The sequence below is a fragment of the Methylocystis sp. SC2 genome (assembly GCF_000304315.1).
GTDB lineage: Bacteria > Pseudomonadota > Alphaproteobacteria > Rhizobiales > Beijerinckiaceae > Methylocystis.
Map to the genome: position 1 here is coordinate 2,740,464 of NC_018485.1, position 17,914 is coordinate 2,758,377.

The following is a 17,914-nucleotide window of genomic DNA, read 5'->3' on the forward strand; positions in this document are numbered from 1 at the left end:
CGATGTGTTCCTTCCCATAACCCGCGACCAGTTTCTGATGCATAGGAACTGCCCAGCATCTCTGGGTAGCTGTCGAAGGGCTCAAGAGGAGACAGACATGTCGTCACTACGGCAAATCGCATTTTATGGCAAAGGGGGCATCGGCAAGTCGACGACGTCCCAGAACACGCTCGCCGCTCTGGCCGAGATGGGTCATCGCATTCTGATCGTCGGTTGCGATCCGAAGGCGGACTCGACGCGCCTCATTCTGCACGCCAAGGCGCAGGACACCATCCTGAGCCTCGCCGCCAACGCCGGCAGCGTTGAGGACCTCGAAATCGAAGAGGTGATGAAGGTCGGCTATCGCGACATTCGCTGCGTCGAGTCCGGCGGTCCGGAGCCGGGCGTCGGCTGCGCCGGCCGCGGCGTCATCACCTCGATCAACTTCCTCGAGGAGAACGGCGCTTACGAGGACATCGACTATGTGTCCTATGACGTGCTCGGCGACGTGGTCTGCGGCGGCTTCGCGATGCCGATCCGCGAGAACAAGGCGCAGGAGATCTACATCGTCATGTCCGGCGAGATGATGGCCATGTATGCGGCCAACAACATCTCCAAGGGCATTTTGAAATACGCCAATTCCGGCGGCGTGCGCCTGGGCGGCCTGGTCTGCAACGAGCGCCAGACCGACAAGGAGCTGGAGCTTGCGGAAGCGCTGGCGAAGAAGCTCGGCACGCAGCTGATCTATTTCGTGCCGCGCGACAATATCGTTCAGCACGCCGAGCTGCGCCGCATGACGGTTCTGGAATATGCGCCGGAGTCCCAGCAGGCGGGGCATTACCGCAATCTGGCGACGAAGATCCACGCCAATCAGGGCAAGGGCATCATCCCGACGCCGATCACGATGGACGAGCTCGAAGACATGCTGATGGAGCACGGCATCATGAAGGCGGTCGACGAGAGCCAGATCGGCAAGACCGCGGCCGAACTCCAGGCGATCGCCTAACCCGTCAACGCATGAGCGTCGGCCTCCCGCATGCGGGAGGCCGACATTATGTCGTCAGCGGAGCGTGACGTGATGGTGCACGCATTCCCGAACATCGACAGCGGCGGTTGCGCATCCGCAGGAGCGGAGAGTGGGCGAAGCGTTACTGACGCGGCGCGCGTGTATCGCGACCTGACCGGAGTTTTGCCCGAAGCGGCGAATATCGAAGGCGATGCGAATTTCGACCGCCACCTTCTGGCGTCGATCCTCGCCTTGGCGTCGAGCGAGGGCGGAAGTCTCGCGGCGCAAGTCGGTCTGACCGACGCTGAACTCGGCGAACTCTTTTCTCACTGCTTTCCCGCGCGAGGCGTCGAATCCTGCGGCGACCACGCGGCGAGCGTCGTGGACGCCGACGAAATCGAGATGGTGCGGGAGCTCCTTCTTGAGAATCGCTCCAGCGAGGGCGATTGCGGCCGCTGGCTCGCCGCGATGATTGCGCGCCGCGCCATGGAGCCCAACCATCTTTGGGAGGACCTCGGGCTTCGCGACAGATCCGAATTGACGCGGCTGATGGCGCGCCATTTCACGCCGCTTGCGAGGCGCAATGACAAGAACATGCGCTGGAAGCGATTCATCTACCGAATGATGTGCGAGAATGACGGTTTCGTCATGTGCAGCACGCCGGTGTGTTCGAACTGCGCCGATTACGCGCTTTGCTATGGCGCGGAAACCGGGACGAGCCGCGTCGCATCGGCGGCGCAGTCGCCCGTGACGTCCGCCGAACAGACAGTGTAAGTTCATTCGAACAACATTTGTCGAGTTTTCGACAATCTCATAATTTGCTGGCCGGACTGGCGGTTTTTGCCCGCATTGGGGGTGGCATGTCGATTGCTTGATACAAGCACAGGCAAGTTCATCTCGGAGGCTCCAGTATGATCACGGTCTCGCAGGCAGCCGTCGCCGCGGTAAAGGATGCGATGGCGCGGGCCTCTCAACGAGAGGGTGGTCTGCGCATCCTGGTCAAGGAAGGCGGCTGCGCGGGTTACGAGTATGTCGTCGATCTTGATCCGCAGCAGAGAAACGACGACATCGTCGTCGAGGCGGACGGCATACGCGTGCTGATCGATCCGGCCTCGCGCCCGCGTCTGGAAGGCATGACGCTGGGCTATCGCCAGGATCTCGCCGGATCCGGCTTCACCTTTGAGAATCCCAACGCAAGCTCCACCTGCGGCTGTCAAAAATCCTTCAACTGAAGGAGCGCGCGAATGCGTGGAATGGTCGTGCAGTTGTTCCTTCGTTGCATGGAAGCGAGCGCCTTGAGCGTTCGTATGAGTCGATGACCGCATATATGTCCCGAAGGAGTTCGCTCTCCCCCGTCGCTTCGCTACCGCGGAAAGCGCTGGATGTGGTCTTGAACGACACCACGCTTCGGGACGGCGAGCAGGCCCCCGGCGTCGCGTTCACCTGCGCGGAAAAGCTCGAAATCGCGCGCGCCCTGGCGCGCGCCGGCGTGACCGAACTCGAAGCCGGAACGCCGGCGATGGGCGACGTCGAGATCGCGATGATCCGAGCGATCGTCGACGCTCAATTGCCGCTGCGCGCGATCGCCTGGTGCCGGATGCGCGTCGAGGACGTGGATGCGGCGCTGGCGTCGGGCGTCTCGATGGTCAATCTCTCCGTGCCGGTTTCCGAGACGCAAATCGACGCGAAATTGCGCGGCGGGCGCGCCCAGGCGCTGGAGATGACGCGACGCGTCGTCGCCTACGCGCGAGATAAGGGCCTCGACGTCGCGGTTGGCGGCGAGGATTCGTCGCGCGCCGAGCCGGAATTCCTGATGGAGACGATGGCCGTCGCGCAAGCCGCCGGCGCGCGTCGATTCCGGGTCGCCGACACGTTGAGCGTGCTTGATCCTTTCGCCGCTTACGATCTGATCGCTAAACTGCGCGCGCAGAGCGACCTCGAGATCGAAATCCACTGTCATGACGATCTGGGCCTCGCCACCGCCAATACTCTGGCGGGCATCAAGGCGGGCGCGACGCATGCGTCCGTCACCGTCATTGGACTTGGCGAGCGCGCCGGCAATGCGCCGCTCGAGGAAGTCGCCGTGGCGGCGCGTCAGCTGCACAAATATGAAACCGGCATTGTGCTCACCGAATTGCGCAACGTCGCGGCGCTCGTCTCCGCCGCGGCGCGTCGGCCGATCCCACTCAACAAATCCATCGTCGGCGAGCACGTTTTCACACATGAATCCGGCATTCACGTCGACGGGCTGCTCAAGGACCCGCGCACCTATGAAGCCTTCGATCCGAGCATGCTCGGCCGCGCGCATGAGATCGTGATCGGCAAGCACTCCGGCTCGGCGGCCGTCACCGCGATGCTGCGGCGATTGGATCTGTCGGTCAGCGTTGAGGAACTCGGCGAGATCGTCTCCTGTGTGCGCGCCCATGCGCTTGATCACAAGGGGCCGGTCAGCGGCGAGGCCTTGACCTCGATCTGGCGCAGCGTCTGCGCGAGCGCTCACGCGAGAGGCATGTGAGAGTCATGCTCGAACGAGTCGCCACGATGACCAGCCAGGCCGCGCAGACGAAGGCGGCGCCCGAGCCGACGCGTCTGCAACTGATCCGCGAGGACCTGGCGTGTGTGGCGACGCGCGATCCCGCCGCCCGCGGACGTTTCGAGACGCTGCTCACCTATCCCGGACTGCACGCCGTCATCTGGCATCGCCTCGCCAATTGGCTGTGGACCAACGATCATCGCTTCTGGGCGCGTCTTCTCTCCTGGTTCGCGCGCTTTCTGACCAACGTCGACATCCATCCCGGCGCGACGATTGGTCGACGCTTTTTCATCGACCATGGCGCGGGCGTCGTCATCGGCGAAACGGCGGTCGTCGGCGACGACGTGACGCTCTATCACGGCGTGACGCTTGGCGGCGTGTCCTGGTCGCCGGGCAAGCGCCATCCGACGCTCGAGGATGAAGTGATCGTCGGCGCCGGCGCGAAGATTCTCGGTCCCATCACGATCGGCCGCAATGCGCGCGTCGGCGCCAATTCCGTCGTGATCGAAAGTGTGATGCGCGACGCGACGGTGGTCGGCATTCCGGCGAAGATCGTGCATCGCGACATCGGCCGCTGTACGTTCGATGGCCGCATCAACCTCAATCACCATCTGATGCCGGATCCGGTCGGCGAGGCATTCTCGGTCCTGCTCGATCGCGTCGAGTTTCTGGAGACGCGCGTGTCGCATCTGCAGAGGCGTCTGCGGGAGCGGGAACGGACGCTCAGGGCGCCCGATGGCGCTGCGCCAAAGACGGAGCCGGCGGAAATCACATGAAGGAGACCAAAATGTCAGAGCCCGCCGTTCTGGAGCAATTGAAAAAGGCGTCCTGCGCCGAAGAGTTCTTCGCGCTGCTCGGCGTCGACTACGATCCGAAAGTGGTCAATGTCGCGCGCCTGCATATTCTGCGGCGCATGGGCCAATATCTCTTCAGCGAGGATCTGTGCGAACTGGACGACGCGACGGTGACGCAGCGCTGCAAGGACTTTTTGGAGCGCGCCTACCAGGACTTCTTGACGTCGACGCCGATCGACGAGCGCCTGTTCAAAGTCCACAAGGACGCCGTCAAGCCGGCGGCGCCGCCGTCATTGGTGCAACTCAATGTTCTGAAGTGAACGCTTAAGGATCGATGGGGACAACTCGAATGCATATCGTCGTCTGCATGAAGCAAGTGCCCGACTCGGCGCAGATCCGCGTTCACCCGGTGACCAACACAATCATGCGCCAGGGCGTTCCGACGATCATCAACCCCTATGATCTCTTCGCCATCGAAGAAGCGCTGCGGCTGCGCCAAAAATTCGGCGGCGCGGTCACCATTCTCACCATGGGCCCGCCCTCGGCCGAGGACAGTCTTCGCAAGGCCCTGACTTTTGGGGCCGATCGCGCCGTGCTCTTAACCGACCGCTTTTTCGCGGGCGCCGATACGCTGGCGACCACATATGCGCTCGCGACGGCGATTCGCAAGATTGGCGTGGAGTTTGGGCCGCCGAACATCGTCTTCACAGGCAAGCAGACGATCGACGGCGACACGGCGCAGGTGGGACCGGGCGTCGCCAAGCGGCTCGGCCTGATGCAGCTCACTTATGTCTCGCATATCGACAGCGTCGATCTTGAGGCGGGCACGATCGACGTCGAACGGCGCAGCGAAGGCGGCGTGCAGAAGTTGCGCAGTAAGATGCCCTGCCTGATCTCCATCCTCGAAGGCGTCAACGAGATGCGCATTGGTTCGCTGAGCGACGCGTTGGCGGCGGCGCGCGCGACGATTATCAGATGGAGCGCGCAGGACGCCGGCGTCGAGGACATCACCAAATGCGGACTGCGTGGCTCGCCGACGATCGTCAAGCGCGTCTTCGCGCCGAAGCCGCGTGCGGAAAAAGCTGAATTCATCGAACTCGGCGACAAGCCGGGGGACGCCTTCGTGGATGAATTGTTCAAGCGCAGGCCGAAACTCGAAGCCGAGCTTGGGCAATTGACGCGCGGCTATTGATCTCGAAACAGGAGCGCGACACATGAACGATAAGGCAAAGGCTCCTGCTCCGGCGGGGCGCGCGGCGGCCAAAAAAGAGCTGCCCGAACATCTCAAAGCCTACAAGCACGTCTGGGTCTTCATCGAGCAGGAGCGGGGACTGGTGCACCCCGTGTCCTGGGAGCTCATGGGCGCGGGGCGGATTCTCGCCAATAAGCTCGGCGTCGATCTCGCCGCGGTCGTCGTCGGCGCGCGCAATGAGGCGACGCAGGCGGTCGTGCGGGAAAGCTTCAACTATGGCGCAGACCTCGCCTATCTCGTCGCGGACGATATTCTCACGGATTACCGCAATGAGAGCTACACCAAGGCGATGACCGATCTCGTCAACGCCTATCAGCCCGAAATTCTGCTGCTGGGCGCGACGATTCTGGGACGCGATCTCGCCGGCTCGGTGGCGACGACGCTGCTGACCGGCCTCACCGCCGATTGTACGGAACTCGACGTCGATGCGGAAGGTTCGCTCGCCGCCACGCGTCCGACGTTCGGCGGCTCGCTGCTCTGCACGATCTTCACGCTCAATTATCGCCCGCAAATGGCGACCGTGCGCCCGCGCGTGATGCCGATGCCGGAGCGCGTCGAAAAGCCGATCGGCCGCGTGATCGAACATCCGCTGGGCCTGGTGGAAGATGACATTGTCACGAAAGTATTGTCGTTCCTGCCCGACCGCGATTCGACAAAGTCCAATCTGGCGTTCGCCGACGTTGTCGTCGCGGGCGGCCTCGGCCTCGGCTCTCCGGAAAACTTCCAACTCATCCGTCAGCTCGCGAGCGCGATCGGCGCGGAATTCGGTTGTTCGCGCCCGCTGGTGCAAAAGGGATGGGTCAGCTCTGACCGGCAGATCGGCCAGACCGGTAAGACGATCCGACCCAAGCTTTATATCGCCGCGGGCATTTCCGGCGCGATCCAGCATCGCGTCGGCGTCGAGGGCGCGGATTACATCGTCGCGATCAACACCGACAAGAATGCGCCAATCTTCGATTTCGCCCATGTTGGAATCGTCACCGACGCGGTACGGCTTTTGCCTGCACTCACGGAAGCGTTCTCGAAACGATTGTCTCCGCATCAGCGCGACCGTCTAGCGAGCTAGGGGAGATAGGCATGATCGAAGAAAGATTCGACGCGATCGTTGTTGGCGCGGGCATGGCCGGCAACGCCGCCGCCCTGACGCTGGCGCGTAAGGGCCTCAAAGTCCTGCAGTTGGAGCGCGGCGAATATTCCGGCTCCAAGAATGTGCAGGGCGCGATCCTCTATTCCGACATGCTCGAGAAGCTTGTGCCGGATTTCCGCGAGGACGCGCCGTTGGAGCGCCATCTCGTCGAGCAACGCTTTTGGATGATGGACGACAACGCCCATACGGGTCTCCATTACCGCTCGGACGAATTCAACGAGGAGCGTCCCAACCGCTACACGATCATCCGCGCGCAATTTGACAAATGGTTCTCCAAGAAGGTCCAGGAGGCCGGCGCGGTCGTGCTGTGCGAAACAACCGTCTTGGAGTTGTTGCAGGACGCCTATGGAAAAGTCATCGGCGTGCGCACGGACCGCAAGAACGGGCAGGTCGGCGCCGACGTCGTCGTGATCGCGGAAGGCGTCAGCGGTCTGCTCGGCACGCGAGCCGGACTGCGCAAGACGCCGGACAAGAACAACGTCGCTCTGGCGGTGAAGGAAATGCACTTCCTGCCGCAGGAAACCCTGGAAGCCCGCTTCAATCTGCAGGGCGACGAAGGCGCGGTGATCGAGGCGGTCGGCACCATCTCGCAAGGCATGACCGGGATGGGCTTCATCTACACCAACAAGGAATCGATCTCGCTCGGCATCGGCTGTCTCGTCGCGGACTTCGAGAAGACCGGGCAGACGCCCTATGGGCTCTTGGAAAAGTTCAAGCAGCATCCATCGGTGGCGGCGCTCATCGCGGGCTCGGAAGTCAAGGAATACGCCGCGCATCTGATCCCCGAAGGCGGTTTCAAGGCGATCCCGCAGCTCTATGGCGACGGCTGGGTCGTGGTGGGCGACGCCGCGCAGTTGAACAACGCCGTGCATCGCGAAGGCTCAAATCTGGCGATGACGTCCGGACGGCTCGCCGCGGAAGCGATCTTCCAGATCAAATCGCGCCGCGATCCGATGACCAAGGAGAACCTGGCGCTCTACAAGAAGATGCTCGACGAATCCTTCGTCATGAAGGATTTGAAGAAGTATCGCGACATGCCGGACCTGCTTCACATTCAGGCGCAGAACTTCTTCCTGACCTATCCGCAACTCGTCTCCAAGGCGATGACGAATTTCCTGCGCGTCGACGGCACGACAAAGCGGGAAAAAGAGAAGACCACGTTCCGCTCCTTCGTCGCGGCGCGTTCGCTGACCGGACTGGTCGGCGACGCGTTTCGGCTGGCGCGCGCGTGGAGGTAGTTGGGATACGCTCGAGCAACGGAGAAGGACAATGAGCGCAGAAGCAGCCGTCCGGGTAGAGGACAAGCTTTACCTCAATCGCTATCTCGTCGACGCCGGCCGCGCCCACATCAAGGTGCGTCCGCACACCACGCCCTCGCCGCAACTGCTCAGCCTGTTGAACGTCTGTCCGGCGCACTGCTACGAAATGAACTCGACCGGGCAAGTCGAGATCACGACGGACGGCTGCGTCGAATGCGGCACCTGCCGGATCATCGCCGAGCCGAGCGGCGACATCGAATGGAACTATCCGCGCGGCGGCTACGGCGTGCTGTTCAAATTCGGCTAAGATCGATCGACGCCGACCAGACGCGCAAGGCGTGCCGGGAATGAAATTCTACATGACGCCCGGATCCTGCTCCACGGGCATACACATCCTGCTCGAAGAGATCGGGCTGGTCTTCGAGGCCTATATCGTCAATCTGGTCAAGGGCGATCACCTCAAGCCGGATTATTTGGCGATCAACCCGAATGGGACGATCCCCACTCTCCTGCGCGACGACGGCGTCGCGTTGACGGATTTTTACTCGATCGCCCTATGGCTTGCGGAGGCCTATCCACGCCGCAAGCTCCTGCCGGAGCGCGCGGATGCGCGCGACGCGGCGTTGGCCGCGATGCATTTTTGCGTTCAGCATATCCACGGCGAAGGCTTTCGACGCGTGTTCACGCCGGAGCGCTATGCCGGGCGGCAGGCCGACATCGAGGCGATCAAGGCCGAAGGACGCGAGATCGTCGTGGCGGCGCTGATCGCGATCGATACGGAACTCGCGGGCAAGGATTATGTCGCCGGCGGGTTTTCGGTCGCCGACGCGGCGCTGTTCTATGTGGAGTTTTGGGCCGACAAGACGGGCATGACGCTGCCGCGCAATTGCCAGGCGCATTACGCGCTTATGAAAACGCGCCCGGCCGTCCGGCAGGTCCTCGCCGAGGAGGGCTATCGCAGCTGATCCGAGGCGCGCGCTTGGCGGGGGGCCGTGTGAGAGGCGCGCGGTTTTCCATGCCTTACGACAGCGCTGCCAGCTTCGCCGACAGCGCGCGCGCCCCAACATTGGCGGGCGCGCCGCTGCCGTCAGTGGCGCTTGTCATGCGCATTGTCCGGATCATTGCGCATCCAATCGGCCAGCTTTGCAAAATTTTCGCGCAGGCCTTCACGTATGCCGACGTCTTCGATCGTCGCATCCAGCGCGCCGTTCATGCATAGCATCCAGGCGTCGCGCTCCGCCGGACCGATGCGCAAATGGCTATGCCGCATGCGCAGGCGGGGATGTCCCTTCTTGGCGGAATAGTCCTTCGGGCCGCCGAGCCATTCGGCCAGATAGACCTTCAAGATCGCGCGCGTCGGACCAAGATCGTCGGCGTGAACGGCGCGTATGCCGCGCGCTTCCGGTAATTCGTCCATGTTGCGGTAGAAAGCGTCGACGAGCCGGTCGACCGTGTCGAAGCCGCCGATGCGGTCGTATATGGATACGCTGTGGTCGATAGTGGTCGTCACGGACTCGCGCCTCAGTGATAACTTACGGTGACGGGCCGCGCCCAATGGCGTGCGTGGGCCGCCCTGGCGATCACGCGATAGGCGGCGTCCGCTATGGCGCGCCCATATTCGTCGGTGCCCGTCCAAGTCGCGGCGCGTCCGCGCGGATCGACCTCGACGAGTTTCACGTTTTGCGGCACGACGACGCCGTCGCGGGCGATGCCGCGCAGGAAGCCGTCCATCGGCGAAAGGACGCGGTGACCGTCGAGGAGGCCGAGGAGGTAATCCTTGAAGATTCTGGCGCCGACGTCGAGCGGCGTGCGCCAAACGCCATCTCGGGCGGAATAGACGAAGCGGCCGCGGCCGACGCCGCCAAGATAGCGTGGAACATGGTCGTTGGGCCGGCTTTCGCCGGTTTCGACGAGGTCGCCGGCATGGTCGGGATGCGTCTCGATGGCGACGTCACAGTTCAGCCCGGCAGCGAAATGCGGGCCAAGGCCGATGGCGAGATTCGCGATCTTGCGCAGATTGGTGGTCATGCGGTTCTTTTGCATTCGCGCGTCGATTAACACGTCGGGCGTGCGGAGCGCGAGGAGATCGGTCAATTGCAGCGAGGTCACGGCGACGACGCCGGTCACCGTCAACACCCGTATGATTTCCAGCGCAGTCTCGCCGCGGTAGCCCTGAATGCCGTCGACCTCGGCGCGATCTTGGAAAAGAGCGTCGTGGAATGACATGCCACGCCGAATTACGGGTGGGTAGGCGTCGTGACTGAGCACGACGCGGTAGCCCTCCCGCGTCAGACGCGCAGCAACCGCGGAAGCAATCTCATTCGCGCCCAAAACGATCACGAAGGGCGCGCTTCGATTGGACAGAAATTCGCAGAATCGCACCTGTGTCATCGTCCCCTCGCAACTCGGCGAAAGCAAGACGCACGCCAGCGACTGAAGCGGCGCGCGGCTTCGCCGCCTCGCCGAATGCGCTACAAAGCCACGTAAATGAATTTGCCGGCCTTGAGTTCTGGATAATTTTCGCGCAGCGCGGTTGCGATTTTTCCGACGAGCGTCTTGTCGGCGGCGGCCGATGCGCCGACGAAGTCAGTTCCCTGCATCCAGGTTTCGAAGAAACAGTGCAGCGTTTCGTCGTAATCGGAGCCGGTGGGATTGGCGGTTTTGTCGCTAAGATCGGCGACGCCCGCGGCGCTGACCTCAAGACGCCAGTCGCGGTCGTCTTCGACGGACGCCATCAGCCTGGCGAGATCTTCATTCGTCCAATCGGTCTTCAGATCCACCGCCATGCTCGCCCACCTCCCCTTGCGCGACCGCCGTCTCGCAATATACGGACCAGCGTCGCTCAGGGCTCCGCGAAGATCGGCGCGACGCCTTCGGCGTCGATATAGACGACGCCGCCTTCGATCCGCACCGGATATTCGGCGAGCGGCGTCGCATGCTCGTGGGTGGGTTGACCGCTGTTCAGGTCCCACGACCAGAAATGCAGCGGACAGGTCAGCGTCGTCCCGTCGAAATCGGCGTCCGCCAGGGGGACGTTGGTATGCGGACAGACTCCCTGAAACGCCTTTACGACGCCGTCTTCCGGCCAGGCGAGAACGATGAGTTGCGAGTCGGCGATGACGACGCGCATTCCGCCTTCCATGATTGTGTCTTCCTTGCAGACCCGAACGAACATGAAGGCGCTCCGTAAGGCTGGCTGCGAATTTGCATCGACGGCGAGCAAGATTCGAGCCGTGACCCACGGGAGGCGACGCCGTGCATAACAAGCGCTTGGAGGCGTTTCGCAATGATCCGGCCGGCGCCTGGACGCCCGCCGATTTCGAAATCACCGCCTCGCAATATGCGATCAAGTTCCGCAAGGTGACGGGAACGCATGTCGTGTTCACGCATCCTTCGGTGCCCAATTGCGTCGCCATCCCCATGAAGGCGCAGGTGAGAAGCGTTCACGTGAAGGCCTTCGTCGCGATGGTGGACCTCATGGACGAGTTGGACAAATGAGCGAGGCGCCCGTCTATCGAACGGAGCTGAGCCGTGGACCGCCAGAGGAGGGCGGCTATTACGTCGTGTCTTATCCGGAGATTCCCGGCTGCTTTGGCGTCGGCGATACGCAGGCGGAGGCGGTGGAGGATGGGCGCCGCGCGCTGATCGCCGTGCTCGATGCGCTAAAGGCGGTCGACCGGCCGCCGCCAGAGGCGCGGGGGGAGAGCGCGTGAGGACGGAAACGCATGACTCCGACACGGCGGCGCTGCAGGAATCTGCGGGCTGCATCAACGCCGTGCCGGCGCTTTCCGTTCCGATGGGGTTCCGGCTGCTGGCGCTGCGTTGCTTTCACAATGATCCTGATCCGCCGGCTTTCGCCTGGCTCAATCAGCTCATCTTTCGCACGCCCGACCGCATGGGTCGGCACGGGCTGTTTTTTGGCGCCGCTTTTCGGCCGGAGATCATGGATTGGCTGATTGCGCGCGTCGGACGGCCGTCGTCGCGCGAGAGCGGCAGGCCGCAGCGCAATCCCGACTGGCCAAACATCTTCTGGCGTAGCGCGGAACGGACCTGGCCTGACGAGACGCGCACCACGGAATGGTCGATCGAGGTCGCCTTTGCGAGCGAGGATATGGCGAACGCCTTTCGCGAGCGCTGGCGCGAGCGACTGTCCGGCGGATTCGACGGCTGAAACGGGCTTGGAGCGCGCTGCGAAAAAGTGGGAACCGGTTTTTCGCATAGAGCGCGCTCAAACATTGGATATCGATCACGTTATCTGCATTTGGGCGATTCCGCTCAAATGCAGCGTGATCTACGCGCGGCGAAAGATCACGCTGAGATTATTGGCCGGCATTTCAAGGACGGCAGGGTCCGCGAATCCGTTGCGCGCGGCGCAGTCGGCGACAGCCTCCAAGTCGCGCAGTCCGAAGCCCGGATCTTTCGCCTTCAGCCAAGCCTCGAATTCAATATTGCTCGGCGCCGTCTCGACGCCCTGGCGCCGATAGGGGCCATAAAGATAGAGCGGCGCATTGCTCGAGAGGATTCTCGCCGCGCCTCTGAACAAGCCTTCCGTCGCCGACCGGGGCGAGATGTGCAGCATGTTGATGCAGACGATCGCGTCGGCTGCGTGGAGGGGCCAATCGTCCTCGCGCGCATCGAGCGCCAATGGCGCGCGAAGATTGGCGAGACCGAGCGATTGGCGCCAGGCCGCGATGCTGCGACGCGCCGCGGCGTCGGGATCGGAAGGCCAAAAGACGAGATGCGGCAAATTTTCCGCGAAGAACGCCGCGTGTTCGCCCGAGCCGCTGGCGATTTCGAGCACGACGCCTTGCTGCGGCAGGAGCGGACGCAGCACGTCAAGGATCGCTTCGCGATTGCGCGCGACCGAGGGCGACTTCAGCCGCGCCTCATCCATGCTCACGTCCTAACCGCTATGCCGCATGCGCCGTGTCGAGCCCGCGGAAAATGGCGCAGCGGCGGAAGACGGCGAGGCTCGGCGGCACATTCTTCTGGTGGCAGAACTTCGCCGTGAGCTTCGCCAACCCCTTTATATCGCGGCCCGTGGCGGCGGGGAAAATCTCGACGAGTTCGTCGATGAGCGCATCATCTACCTTGAGCGCGAATTGCTCGGACATCACGCGCCAGATACGGCGCTTCGCGTCAGCGTCGGGCGGGTTGTATTTGATCAGCGCGATGCAGCGCGAGACGATCGCTTCGTCGATGTCGTCGACGCGGTTCGTCGTCAGAAAGAGCAGGCCGTTGAAATATTCGAGCACGCGGAGAAAGACGCCGACGACGGCGTTCATCGCGATATTGTCGTCGCGGCGCTTGATGTAGACGTCGGCCTCGTCGATCAGCATCACCGCTCCCCAGCGCTGGGCCCGGGTTAGAATCTCCTTCAGCGCCGTCTCCATCGTGGAGACATTGAGGCCCAATTGCCCGGAATGCACGCGGTACAAAGGACGCTGGATGATTTCCGAATAGACTTCCGCGGTCAGCGTTTTGCCGACGCCGGGCGGGCCGGCGCAAAGCACCGTGGTGCCGCCGGATTTGCCCTGGACGATGTCGTCCATCAGCACGTCCATTTCGGCGGTCAGTATGTCGATCAGATCCGTCTGCTCTTCCGGCAGCACCAGCTTGCTCTTCAACTCGGGCTGATAGCGATAGCGCCGCATCTCGTCGACATGCACCCAGACGTGATGATGCAGATCGAGATGGAACATCAGAATGTAGGGATGCACGGGAATCTGCGTGAAGAGTCCCGGCGGAATCTGCTTGCGCAGCTCTGTGATCTCGTCCTCGCCGGAGAAATTGTTGCTCTTGCCCGCCTTGCGCAGGAAATGCCCGAGCACGTCGCCCGGCGCCTCCAGCGTCAGGCTGCGCGCCGAGAGCACCGCCTCGTCGTTGACGAGTCGCGCCTCGCCGCCGCTCGTCGAGAGCACGATGACGTCCTTGCGCGTCCAATCGGTGTCGCGATGCGTCGCATTTGGGTCTTCGGCGTGAAAGCCGGAGCCCTTGCCGGAGAACTGCGCGCCATAGCGGCCGCGCCAATCGAAATAGGTCTCGCTCGCCGCGTCGAAGGCCTCGATCAAGGCCGGCGTCTCGCGCAAAAAGCCCTTGGCGGCGAGGATTTCGCTGATCGTTCGGCCGACGATATCGGGCGCCATGATGCGCATGAGATTGGTTTGCAGCGCGCCCTTGGCGTTGGCCTTCAATTCCACGAGAATTTTGCCGGCTTCGTCGTTGGAGGCCGGCACATAGTCGAAACGCGTCACGACATAGGGGAGCGCCTTCGCGGCGACGCTCGCCGTGAACAGCCAGCCGCGCAGCCCGTCGGTCGTCAGATATTTCACCAGCGCCGGCAACACGTCTTCGAGATCGCCCGCCTCGAAGCGTTTGCCCTGCGATTCGAGCGCCGAGCGCAGCGTCGCGAGCTGCGCGGCTCTGGCGCGCAATTCGGGACCCGATTGCTGATAGAGTTCTTCGAGGAAATCGAATTCGGCGCCGGAGAGATGCGCGAGATCGAGTTCGACTCTGTCGCCGAAACGCAGTTGCGACGAGAGCCCCGAATGGGCGGGAAAGCGCGCAATCAGCGCTTCGACATGCGGCCTTTCGATTTGGATGTTCATGTTCGCTCGCGCATCTCTTCAGGGTAGGCGGGGAGCGTCAGCATGCGCTGGTCTTCCAGCGCGGCGCCGACGGTGAAGTGGTAGACGTCCTGAAAGGCGTATTGCTCTGGCGACAGACCCAGCATCGCGTGGATCTCGTCGTCGAAGAAGCAACCGATTCCCGTGCCGGAGAGGCCGGTGGCGCTGGCCCAGAGATAGAGCGCCTGGCCGATCGCGCCGGCCTCCCAATGCAGCCGGCGATAGCCGAAGCCGCCGTCCTCTTGAAGCGTGCGATCGAAATCGGCGATCATCGCGACGGCGAAACAGCCCTTGCCGGCGATCGCCTGGCGGCAGGCGTTCATGCTCGCCTCGCGTTCGACGGCGCCTTGCCGCAGGCGAAAGAGTTTAAGCGGTCCGATCTCGATGGGCGTCCAAAGCAACGCCAGCGCCGACATCTCGCGCAGCCGCGCCGTGGTGTCAGCGTCGCGCTGCAGCAGATACAGACCAGGCTCCACGCTCTCGACGCGATGCACGAAGAGCAGCAGATTCAGGCGTGGCGGCCAGGGGAAGGGCGCCATGCAAGGCTCGGCGCCCGGAAGCGTCGACGTCAGCATGGCGCGAAACGCCTCCTGTGAGAGGCGGGCGACGCCGTCCATACGCTGCGCGCTGCGCCGACGCCGCACCACGCGCCCGATGTCGGGCAACGGGAAGGGGAAGGCAGGCTTGGGCGCAATTTGCGCCGCGCGCTCCATCGTCGGCGTTCGCGACTTGACGCAGAGCCGCGCCGCCATGTCGACAAGCGGCCAGCCGTCGTGATCTTCGCTCAAGCGATTCGCGGCGCCCGTCCACGTTCGCGACGCGCGCGCAAGGTTCGAGACGTCGATGGCGGGAGGCGCGTTCCCATCCGCGGCGATCCACAAGAGCGCGTCGGGATGTTCCTCCTCGCGCCGATGAGAAGCGTCCGGCCGATCGAGGCCGAGCAGCGCGGCGATGTCGGCGTCGCCGGGTTCGCACAAAAGATGCGCGCGCCAGCCCAGCGCGGCGGCGGCCTGCGCGGCGGCGCCGATCGCATGGCCGACGTCGAGCTGGCAGTAGCGAAACGCCCGCTCGCCATATTTCCAGCTCTCGCGCCAGGGGATCGAACTCAGTCCGAGCAGAAAGCCGCCCTCGGGCAGAACGACTGGCGTTTCAAAGCCAGCGCGCCGCTCCAGCGCATGATCTTCCTGCGCATAGTGATAAAGCGCGGCGGTCTCGCCGAGTCCCTCGGCGGCGTTAGCGAGGAGATAGGTTTCGGTCGGATGCAGATTGCCGGAAGAGGGATTGTTGCGCAGCGCCCATGTCGAGCCTTCGTAACTTTTCCACGCGCTTAGCCCGAAGCCGAGCTCCAGGAACAGGCCGAGCGCCATGCGGTCGAGCAGGGCGGGGCGCAATGCAGGGCCGGGGAAAGGCGCGGTCTCCTCGCGATCGCGCAGCGGCAGTTCGATCCGCGGCGCGCCGTCGAAGCGCCGGAAGGGCGAGGGCTGCGAGGTCCAATCGAGAAAGGCCGGCCCAAGCGCATAGCGCGTCGGCGCATGTTTCGTGCGCCGGTGATAGCCGCGGATGTCGCTCGGCAGGGCGTCGGCGTCTCGCATTCGGTCGTTCAGAGTACGGAGTTCGATCTCGGCTTCAGCCATGCGGCCTCCTCGTCGACCTCTTAATTCAAGAAGGGCGCCCAGTTTGGTGGGTTGAGAACAGCCAATGAGGTCAATGACTTTTACAGATCCGCGGAGGACTGCGCCGAGAGGGCGGACAAGACGTGTCGCACAACATCGCATAGTGGAGACGCAACCCCAGGCTTTTGGCCGATAGCTGACATTGTCCGTCCGGCGCGGCTCGGGTCTGCGGCGACCCAAGGGTATGCTTCTTGCTACTTTCTGCGCTCTGTTCCGCATCTTGATCGGACGACGCGATGGACGATACTCTGCGTGAAGTCACAGTGACCAAGAAGACGGACGAGGCCCATAATATGGCCTCGTTCGAGCTGGTCGATCCCACCGGCGCTGAACTGCCCGCCTTCTCGCCTGGCGCGCATGTCGACGTCACGCTTCCCGGCGGCTTGGTGCGGCAATATTCCTTGTGCAACAGCGCCGCGGAACGCCATCGCTACGTCATTGGCGTGTGGAACGACGCCAACAGCCGCGGCGGCTCAAAGGCGCTGCATACGCTGGTGAATGTCGGCGACAAATTGCAGGTGGGCTTGCCGAGAAATCGGTTTCGCGTGCCGCGGCAAACGAAACGCGCGATCTTGATGGCGCGCGGCATCGGCGTGACGCCGATCCTGAGCATCGCGGACCACCTCAAGCGCCAGGACATTCCCTTCGATCTGCACTACGTCTACGCAATGATGTCGCCGGGTTCATTCAGCGAGATGATCGCGACATCGAATTTCGCGGAGAATACGAAATATTATTATGAGGCCAGCGAACTCAATCAGCTGCTCAATCCGGTGACCCTTCTGCAGGATCAGCCGGAAGAGACGCAGCTCTTCATCTGCGGCGTGGATTGGTGGCAGGATCCGATCATCCACCTCGCCGAGCAGAAAGGTTGGGCGAAGGAGCGAATCCACGTCGAGAGATTCACCGCGAAAGTTCCGCCGGCCGTGCTCGACAAGGTCTTCGAAGTCAAGATCGCCAGCACGGGCGCCGTTTATAAGGTTCCCGGCGACAAGACCGTCACGGCTTTCCTCGAGGAGCAGGGCGTGAAGATTCCCACGTCCTGCGAACAGGGCATGTGCGGAGCCTGCAAGATCCAGGTTATTGAAGGCGAGGCGGACCATCGCGACAAGCGTCTCTCCGATCAGGAAAAGGCGGACGGCTTTTTCCTGGCGTGCGTCTCGCGCGCCAAGAGCGACCTGCTGGTGCTGAATCTTTAAACGCCGCACGCCGACGTCGTCGCGCGGCGGACGCAGACAGTCGCGCCATTGATTTCGCCGATCGAGGCGATCACGCCGCCTGCCGGGAGGCCTTCGGACAGGCCTCGCGTTCTTGCTTTGCTGGAGCGATTGGCGTGGGCTAGGAGGGCCGTCGCTACGGCGGTGAATTGCACCTTCTACGACAATGATCGAATTCTTGGAATGGCTCAGCGTGCGTCGCAGCGCCACCACCGCCTTGAAAGGTTTGCAGATGATGCGCGAGGTGAACGCCGTCTATTTTGAGACGCTGAATTCGCTCAATCCTGTCAATTGTTTAGGGCCGCTCAGCGCTGGCGCGAAGGACAATTGCGGGACCTGTCATCTGGGCGTGAGCAAACCGCTTTAAGGTTAGAATAAGTCGAAGGACTTCCCCAAACTCGGCGGCAAGGCCGCGCGCTGACCGTCGG

General features: G+C 63.0%; 23 protein-coding genes. 16 read left to right on the plus strand and 7 right to left on the minus strand.

Features of this window, described 5'->3' with window-relative positions; translation table 11 throughout:
• Positions 1-97: 97 nt before the first annotated feature.
• The 11 genes from nifH (at position 98) to BN69_RS13355 (ending at position 8,935) form a co-directional block, all read left to right on the plus strand.
• Entirely contained in the window at positions 98-985 is an 888-nt protein-coding gene (gene nifH / locus BN69_RS13305) for a nitrogenase iron protein (RefSeq protein ID WP_014892102.1), read from the plus strand.
• A gap of 72 nt (positions 986-1,057) precedes the next feature.
• On the plus strand, positions 1,058-1,759 hold the full coding sequence (locus BN69_RS13310; protein WP_014892144.1) for a nitrogen fixation protein NifQ: 702 nt from the start codon (positions 1,058-1,060) through the stop codon (positions 1,757-1,759).
• A 137-nt stretch (positions 1,760-1,896) separates the two neighbouring features.
• Positions 1,897-2,217: a HesB/IscA family protein gene (locus BN69_RS13315; RefSeq protein WP_014892145.1), complete on the plus strand. Its 321-nt coding sequence runs from the start codon at positions 1,897-1,899 to the stop codon at positions 2,215-2,217.
• Positions 2,218-2,312: 95 nt separating this feature from the next.
• Positions 2,313-3,500: a homocitrate synthase gene (nifV, locus tag BN69_RS13320; protein WP_041927380.1), complete on the plus strand. Its 1,188-nt coding sequence runs from the start codon at positions 2,313-2,315 to the stop codon at positions 3,498-3,500.
• A gap of 26 nt (positions 3,501-3,526) precedes the next feature.
• The gene (gene cysE / locus BN69_RS13325; RefSeq protein WP_051013463.1) at positions 3,527-4,294 is read left to right on the plus strand and encodes a serine O-acetyltransferase; all 768 of its coding nucleotides are present in this window, start codon (positions 3,527-3,529) and stop codon (positions 4,292-4,294) included.
• On the plus strand, positions 4,291-4,632 hold the full coding sequence (gene nifW / locus BN69_RS13330; protein ID WP_014892148.1) for a nitrogenase stabilizing/protective protein NifW: 342 nt from the start codon (positions 4,291-4,293) through the stop codon (positions 4,630-4,632). The genes cysE and nifW overlap by 4 nt, the downstream gene beginning before the upstream one ends.
• Before the next feature lie 29 nt (positions 4,633-4,661).
• A complete protein-coding gene (locus tag BN69_RS13335; protein WP_014892149.1) occupies positions 4,662-5,504 on the plus strand; it encodes an electron transfer flavoprotein subunit beta/FixA family protein in 843 nt (280 codons plus the stop codon).
• Positions 5,505-5,526: 22 nt separating this feature from the next.
• Positions 5,527-6,630 (plus strand): electron transfer flavoprotein subunit alpha/FixB family protein, encoded by a 1,104-nt coding sequence (locus BN69_RS13340; RefSeq protein ID WP_014892150.1) that lies wholly within the window; start codon positions 5,527-5,529, stop codon positions 6,628-6,630.
• Between the two features lie 11 nt (positions 6,631-6,641).
• Positions 6,642-7,949 (plus strand): FAD-dependent oxidoreductase, encoded by a 1,308-nt coding sequence (locus tag BN69_RS13345; protein WP_014892151.1) that lies wholly within the window; start codon positions 6,642-6,644, stop codon positions 7,947-7,949.
• Positions 7,950-7,980: 31 nt separating this feature from the next.
• Complete coding sequence (locus tag BN69_RS13350) at positions 7,981-8,277, plus strand: ferredoxin family protein (RefSeq protein WP_014892152.1); 297 nt, start codon at positions 7,981-7,983, stop codon at positions 8,275-8,277.
• A gap of 40 nt (positions 8,278-8,317) precedes the next feature.
• Positions 8,318-8,935 (plus strand): glutathione S-transferase family protein, encoded by a 618-nt coding sequence (locus BN69_RS13355; protein ID WP_014892153.1) that lies wholly within the window; start codon positions 8,318-8,320, stop codon positions 8,933-8,935.
• A 122-nt stretch (positions 8,936-9,057) separates the two neighbouring features.
• On the opposite strand, the gene BN69_RS13360 is transcribed toward BN69_RS13355, so the two are convergent.
• The 4 genes from BN69_RS13360 to BN69_RS13375 all read right to left on the minus strand — a co-directional run bounded on the left by BN69_RS13360 (position 9,058) and on the right by BN69_RS13375 (position 11,145).
• Positions 9,058-9,480 (minus strand): group II truncated hemoglobin, encoded by a 423-nt coding sequence (locus BN69_RS13360; protein ID WP_014892154.1) that lies wholly within the window; start codon positions 9,478-9,480, stop codon positions 9,058-9,060.
• Between the two features lie 11 nt (positions 9,481-9,491).
• On the minus strand, positions 9,492-10,361 hold the full coding sequence (locus tag BN69_RS13365) for a xanthine dehydrogenase (protein ID WP_014892155.1): 870 nt from the start codon (positions 10,359-10,361) through the stop codon (positions 9,492-9,494).
• A gap of 80 nt (positions 10,362-10,441) precedes the next feature.
• Positions 10,442-10,756, minus strand: coding sequence for a hypothetical protein (locus tag BN69_RS13370; RefSeq protein ID WP_014892156.1), 315 nt, complete (start codon positions 10,754-10,756; stop codon positions 10,442-10,444).
• Positions 10,757-10,812: 56 nt separating this feature from the next.
• Positions 10,813-11,145 carry a monooxygenase system ferredoxin subunit gene (locus BN69_RS13375; protein ID WP_014892157.1) on the minus strand — a complete coding sequence of 111 codons (333 nt, stop codon included), beginning with the start codon at positions 11,143-11,145 and terminating at the stop codon, positions 10,813-10,815.
• Between the two features lie 80 nt (positions 11,146-11,225).
• Here BN69_RS13375 and BN69_RS13380 point away from each other — a divergent pair, with 80 nt between their 5' ends.
• The 3 genes from BN69_RS13380 to BN69_RS13390 are packed head-to-tail and all read left to right on the plus strand — an operon-like array spanning position 11,226 to position 12,141.
• Positions 11,226-11,468: a hypothetical protein gene (locus tag BN69_RS13380; RefSeq protein WP_014892158.1), complete on the plus strand. Its 243-nt coding sequence runs from the start codon at positions 11,226-11,228 to the stop codon at positions 11,466-11,468.
• Positions 11,465-11,683, plus strand: a complete 219-nt coding sequence (locus BN69_RS13385; protein WP_014892159.1) for a type II toxin-antitoxin system HicB family antitoxin — start codon at positions 11,465-11,467, stop codon at positions 11,681-11,683. The genes BN69_RS13380 and BN69_RS13385 overlap by 4 nt, the downstream gene beginning before the upstream one ends.
• A complete protein-coding gene (locus tag BN69_RS13390) occupies positions 11,680-12,141 on the plus strand; it encodes a hypothetical protein (protein WP_014892160.1) in 462 nt (153 codons plus the stop codon). Before BN69_RS13385 ends, BN69_RS13390 begins: the two co-directional genes overlap by 4 nt.
• A gap of 120 nt (positions 12,142-12,261) precedes the next feature.
• Here the strand turns inward: BN69_RS13390 and BN69_RS13395 are convergent, their stop codons facing one another.
• From BN69_RS13395 to BN69_RS13405, 3 genes are read right to left on the minus strand one after another with little or no spacing between them, the layout of a single operon-like run.
• Positions 12,262-12,864 (minus strand): DUF938 domain-containing protein, encoded by a 603-nt coding sequence (locus BN69_RS13395; RefSeq protein ID WP_014892161.1) that lies wholly within the window; start codon positions 12,862-12,864, stop codon positions 12,262-12,264.
• Positions 12,865-12,880: 16 nt separating this feature from the next.
• On the minus strand, positions 12,881-14,578 hold the full coding sequence (locus tag BN69_RS13400; RefSeq protein WP_014892162.1) for an AAA family ATPase: 1,698 nt from the start codon (positions 14,576-14,578) through the stop codon (positions 12,881-12,883).
• Positions 14,575-16,230: a SagB/ThcOx family dehydrogenase gene (locus BN69_RS13405; RefSeq protein WP_014892163.1), complete on the minus strand. Its 1,656-nt coding sequence runs from the start codon at positions 16,228-16,230 to the stop codon at positions 14,575-14,577. The genes BN69_RS13400 and BN69_RS13405 overlap by 4 nt, the downstream gene beginning before the upstream one ends.
• A gap of 275 nt (positions 16,231-16,505) precedes the next feature.
• Between BN69_RS13405 and BN69_RS13410 the strand changes: the two genes are divergently transcribed.
• Positions 16,506-17,468 (plus strand): PDR/VanB family oxidoreductase, encoded by a 963-nt coding sequence (locus tag BN69_RS13410; protein ID WP_014892164.1) that lies wholly within the window; start codon positions 16,506-16,508, stop codon positions 17,466-17,468.
• A 196-nt stretch (positions 17,469-17,664) separates the two neighbouring features.
• On the plus strand, positions 17,665-17,853 hold the full coding sequence (locus BN69_RS13415; protein WP_158491322.1) for a photosynthetic reaction center cytochrome c subunit family protein: 189 nt from the start codon (positions 17,665-17,667) through the stop codon (positions 17,851-17,853).
• The last annotated feature ends 61 nt before the right edge of the window (positions 17,854-17,914 follow it).

Excerpts from the sequence above, each read along its gene's own strand:
- BN69_RS13395 (WP_014892161.1), bottom strand. The coding sequence starts at position 12,864 with ATGGATGAGGCGCGGCTGAAGTCGCCCTCGGTCGCGCGCAATCGCGAA.
- BN69_RS13405 (WP_014892163.1), bottom strand. The coding sequence starts at position 16,230 with ATGGCTGAAGCCGAGATCGAACTCCGTACTCTGAACGACCGAATGCGA.
- BN69_RS13340 (WP_014892150.1), top strand. The coding sequence starts at position 5,527 with ATGAACGATAAGGCAAAGGCTCCTGCTCCGGCGGGGCGCGCGGCGGCC.
- BN69_RS13375 (WP_014892157.1), bottom strand. The coding sequence starts at position 11,145 with ATGTTCGTTCGGGTCTGCAAGGAAGACACAATCATGGAAGGCGGAATG.
- BN69_RS13370 (WP_014892156.1), bottom strand. The coding sequence starts at position 10,756 with ATGGCGGTGGATCTGAAGACCGATTGGACGAATGAAGATCTCGCCAGG.
- BN69_RS13365 (WP_014892155.1), bottom strand. The coding sequence starts at position 10,361 with ATGACACAGGTGCGATTCTGCGAATTTCTGTCCAATCGAAGCGCGCCC.
- BN69_RS13335 (WP_014892149.1), top strand. The coding sequence starts at position 4,662 with ATGCATATCGTCGTCTGCATGAAGCAAGTGCCCGACTCGGCGCAGATC.
- BN69_RS13345 (WP_014892151.1), top strand. The coding sequence starts at position 6,642 with ATGATCGAAGAAAGATTCGACGCGATCGTTGTTGGCGCGGGCATGGCC.
- BN69_RS13350 (WP_014892152.1), top strand. The coding sequence starts at position 7,981 with ATGAGCGCAGAAGCAGCCGTCCGGGTAGAGGACAAGCTTTACCTCAAT.
- BN69_RS13400 (WP_014892162.1), bottom strand. The coding sequence starts at position 14,578 with ATGAACATCCAAATCGAAAGGCCGCATGTCGAAGCGCTGATTGCGCGC.
- BN69_RS13410 (WP_014892164.1), top strand. The coding sequence starts at position 16,506 with ATGGACGATACTCTGCGTGAAGTCACAGTGACCAAGAAGACGGACGAG.
- cysE (WP_051013463.1), top strand. The coding sequence starts at position 3,527 with ATGACCAGCCAGGCCGCGCAGACGAAGGCGGCGCCCGAGCCGACGCGT.
- nifH (WP_014892102.1), top strand. The coding sequence starts at position 98 with ATGTCGTCACTACGGCAAATCGCATTTTATGGCAAAGGGGGCATCGGC.
- nifV (WP_041927380.1), top strand. The coding sequence starts at position 2,313 with ATGTCCCGAAGGAGTTCGCTCTCCCCCGTCGCTTCGCTACCGCGGAAA.
- BN69_RS13355 (WP_014892153.1), top strand. The coding sequence starts at position 8,318 with ATGAAATTCTACATGACGCCCGGATCCTGCTCCACGGGCATACACATC.
- nifW (WP_014892148.1), top strand. The coding sequence starts at position 4,291 with ATGAAGGAGACCAAAATGTCAGAGCCCGCCGTTCTGGAGCAATTGAAA.
- BN69_RS13310 (WP_014892144.1), top strand. The coding sequence starts at position 1,058 with ATGGTGCACGCATTCCCGAACATCGACAGCGGCGGTTGCGCATCCGCA.
- BN69_RS13315 (WP_014892145.1), top strand. The coding sequence starts at position 1,897 with ATGATCACGGTCTCGCAGGCAGCCGTCGCCGCGGTAAAGGATGCGATG.
- BN69_RS13385 (WP_014892159.1), top strand. The coding sequence starts at position 11,465 with ATGAGCGAGGCGCCCGTCTATCGAACGGAGCTGAGCCGTGGACCGCCA.